The following is a 3,920-nucleotide window of genomic DNA, read 5'->3' on the forward strand; positions in this document are numbered from 1 at the left end:
AGGGGCTTCCGGCGAAGGGGCTTCCGGCGAATATATAACAAGGAGTGGTTACATGAATCCTGTCATCGGACTGGATGTTTCCAAAGGAGAAAGTCATGCACAAGCATTCACTGACCGAGGAATACCGCACGGAAAGATCTTTCAGTTTGAGCATAATCTTGAGGGACTGGCGTCTTTCTTGAATTTTTTGCAGGACCTCGAATGCATTACTGGACTGCGTCCAGCAGTAGTGTTAGAAGCAACTGGACACTACCAAAGCTCCGTCATTCAGTTTCTAGATGAACATCAATACTTGTATATTGTCATTAATCCGTTAATTTCACACCAGGCCAAAAAAACCAGCTTACGCAAAGTGAAAACGGATATTGCGGACGCCTATCAACTAGGGGAATTGTTCTACAAGGAAGAATTAGAACCGTACAAAAAACGAGGTCAATTTATGATGAATCTACGCTATCTGACAAGGCAGCATGATTCTCTAACCGATATGTATGTGCAAGCGAAGCTGCAGTTTCAGGCTGTCCTTGATCAAGTCTTTCCGGAATACCGTGGCGTGTTTGGTGACCTGTACTCGAAGGTATCCCTTCGTTTTCTGGCTCTTCACCCTACCTCTTCCGCGGTGCTGACTAAGTCTCTGAATGACATAACAGCGACGATTCAGTCTCTTACTGGACGGTCGAATTCCGCATGGGCGCTTGATCGCGCGCTGAAACTAACAGCTGCCGCGGAGCGAAACCCTTTCAAGGAAACTGCTTTTTCAAGCCATCTCATCTCGCTGGAACTGCTCATTAATCTGCTTCTACAGTACCAAGAGCACCTAGTAAACCTCGACCAGTCCATAGATGCTCTGGCTGCAGAATTACATGAGTATGAGTTGATCCAATCGATACCCGGCATTGGCACCAGAATTGCTGCAACAATACTGGCAGAAGTCGGAGAGATCGATCGATTTGATCATGCAAAGAAGCTCGTTGCATTTGCCGGTGTCGACCCTAGCGTCTTCTCTTCCGGCAAGTTTACAGCAACCCGAAATAGGATTACCAAACGCGGTTCCAGAAGACTTCGAATAACCTTATATCTAGCCGTACGATGCGGCCTGCGCAGCTCACGCAACCAAAAACTCCGAGCCTTTTACGATAAAAAGCGTGCCGAGGGCAAGCCGTTTAAAGTGGCTGTTATTGCCTGTGTAAATAAGCTCATTCACTGGATTTTCGCGATTCTTACCCATAAAGAAGCATTTCGTCTGACCTAATCAGGAAACACTATCCTGCTTAGGAAAGCTTCTCCATCCACCTATGGATGGTTATTTGGCATGCTCTTTTTTCAGTATAACATCATAGGCTTTATCCATTAAGTTTTAAATATTGACAAGCTATTAGCTAGAATAGTTGAACAAAAGACTGCCATACGGCAGCGGCAGCCCTGTCAGTATTGAACTATCGTTTCCCGATAGCTTAACGAGGTCGCCGCTCTAAGMCRRCAGCCTCGTCACTATAAKCWCCGATTATATATCTGATTTYTCCGTTTCATACCAGGTTAMGTCAAAGAGAATTGGAGGCCAGAACATCGGTTSCATCCASYGATATTTAWGAGYATCTAKYAAATCWCCTAGAACAATAACACCGTTTTTATTTYTCTGTATTTTCCACTTGCTACTAATAACTGATTTACCTTGYTCAACCAATTCATAGGCTTCSGACCAAGTATAAGTCTTTCCTWCGATGTTTTCTATTCTCTGAATTTCCTSCTCATATCTCAATTTTCTTWCTCTCTCTTCATCACCCGTGTTCATTGAATCCCATACTTCAACGAATTCGTAGCCCTTAAAAGGTGATTTTTCAATAATATCTTTTAAAGCGTCAGTGACATATACAGCTATCATTTTATGTTGAGGGATTTTAAAAATATATTGAACCTCCAACTTACTTTTATCGAATTCAATTTTTATAATTGAACCATCTTCAATTATAGACTTATCATAATTGATACAATCGATCACATTAGTCACGTTTAAACCACATATGTCTTGTTTCAATTTGAAATCAAGAAATTGCACACTCTTTTGAATGAATGGAGAAAGAAACTCCTTTGTTTCCAAAGAAATAATAGGTATCTCAGGCAAAAAACCATAAAAATCATTGTTTTTACCTTTCTTTACCACATTCATTTCAATAGGAATAAAATCATCTATTTTCCCTTCAAAATTAATAATTCGCAGTTGATCATTTTTAACCATTAATATTGTGGCATTTGAACTATAAAGTAATCTCCAAACTTTCATTTTGTTTATCCTTTCATTTTGAACCCAACCCTCATTTTACCTGTAAGTAATTAAACTAATGGAGCAGCAGCTGCAGCAAACTGCTCCYTGATTGTTCAACTATCGTTCACCGTTAGTTCAATGATTTGGTCGAAATTATCAATTGATTATGCTGGTCTAAGTCGTTTAATGCATCATTGACTGATTCATATGAAAAACTCCTCACAATTATTTGATTCTCAATTAAATATACATTACCATCCATATTTCGCTCTAAATAATCCATTAGCCCCGATTTCGTACAGATTGAACACCATCTCGTCTGACCATCATTAAATAAAATAGAGATCTCGATGTGTTCTAATGAATTCGCACTTGAATCCTCAACTGAATCGTCAAATTTCCAACTAACTATAACGGGTACACTAATTCCAGAACTTACGAAATAATACTTCTTAAACCACCTGGATCGGTTGTTGTCACCTTTTATTTTAAACTGTTCTTTTTCTTCATCCTCAGCTATCACTTCATATTCATTACCACGAGTCAATGCTTCTAAATAAGGACCAATGTCATTACAAACTACAATTTTACTAGTCATTTTTCACACCCTCATCGTCCTAGAACATTTATTAATGCTCGATAATAAGTATAACTCTGAAGTCGCATGCTGCGTTAAACTGCCTGTTAGCTCAACAAGCCGCCGAACGCCGACTGCCTGTTGTTTGTAATTCTGCATCAAAAAAAACACTTCGGACATTTTAACACTTTCCTATTAATCGGTTGCCACGCTTCAAAACAGTTTGAACATAGTACCCAACCATCCTCTAATTTCTCTACTGGGAAAGAATTGTTCACTATAATTTCATCACCAAATCGACTTTCTCTTCCCATCCATTCGGAGACTTCGCGATATAACATTTTACGACAGACAAATACATTGCCATCGAGATTTATCGTTATTTCAGGAGTTTCATTGGCTTTAGAAATATGAATTGTACCAAAAGAATTATATATTTCGTAATTCAATTTAGGTAAGTTCATTTCGACAACATCACCTAGAAGGAGTTCGACAGCGGATGGTTTTTCCCATTGACGTTGAATAAGGATTCTCATATTGTACTTAAAGCCGCAAACCATTGATAAATGTTTATCAATGTATGCGTCATTTATTAAGTGGAATTCCTTAATTAAACCATCATGAAATCCATTGACAGAATCAAAAAAACAATCCATCTCTTCTTGTGTTTTTATTTCAATATAACTTTCAACGGAATCCTGGATTGCCATGTTTCCACCTCTTTTTTTTGGAGAGTAACGCTTATCACTGTCTTCYTTCTATACAATTATTGAACAATTTCTAATTACAATATTCTCGACAGCTCTTTAACTATCCTGCCCGTTCATATTATGGTTCAACTAGATAGATCCTTATACCGCAGCCATTGTCAGATAGGTCACCTTATAAACAAAAAAAAACCACCCCGAAGGGTGGTCCGTACTCATGATGAGCACTATAGGATTTGGATAGGAGTGGAGAGTCCTGTCCTGAACCTGTAGCTTTTTAGTGTTACACACATTCATATCTTTCTACTTCATTTAAGCAAGTTAACGGCGATGATGCCAATCAAGGATTGTTTGTCACTCCTTTGGATCTCCA

At 38.9% G+C, this 3,920-nt stretch carries 3 protein-coding genes; 1 reads left to right on the forward strand and 2 read right to left on the reverse strand.

The window, feature by feature from the left end:
• Nucleotides 1-52: 52 nt before the first annotated feature.
• Entirely contained in the window at nucleotides 53-1,252 is a 1,200-nt protein-coding gene (locus tag AC1DPK_RS33920; RefSeq protein ID WP_477513004.1) for an IS110 family RNA-guided transposase, read from the forward strand.
• Between the two features lie 1,141 nt (nucleotides 1,253-2,393).
• Here the strand turns inward: AC1DPK_RS33920 and AC1DPK_RS33925 are convergent.
• Both AC1DPK_RS33925 and AC1DPK_RS33930 read right to left on the reverse strand, forming a co-directional pair.
• Complete coding sequence (locus AC1DPK_RS33925; RefSeq protein ID WP_339203223.1) at nucleotides 2,394-2,861, reverse strand: hypothetical protein; 468 nt, start codon at nucleotides 2,859-2,861, stop codon at nucleotides 2,394-2,396.
• 137 nt (nucleotides 2,862-2,998) lie between these two features.
• Nucleotides 2,999-3,550: a hypothetical protein gene (locus AC1DPK_RS33930; RefSeq protein WP_477513003.1), complete on the reverse strand. Its 552-nt coding sequence runs from the start codon at nucleotides 3,548-3,550 to the stop codon at nucleotides 2,999-3,001.
• Nucleotides 3,551-3,920 lie beyond the last annotated feature (370 nt).

Source organism: Paenibacillus sp. 01T424, from assembly GCF_056398745.1.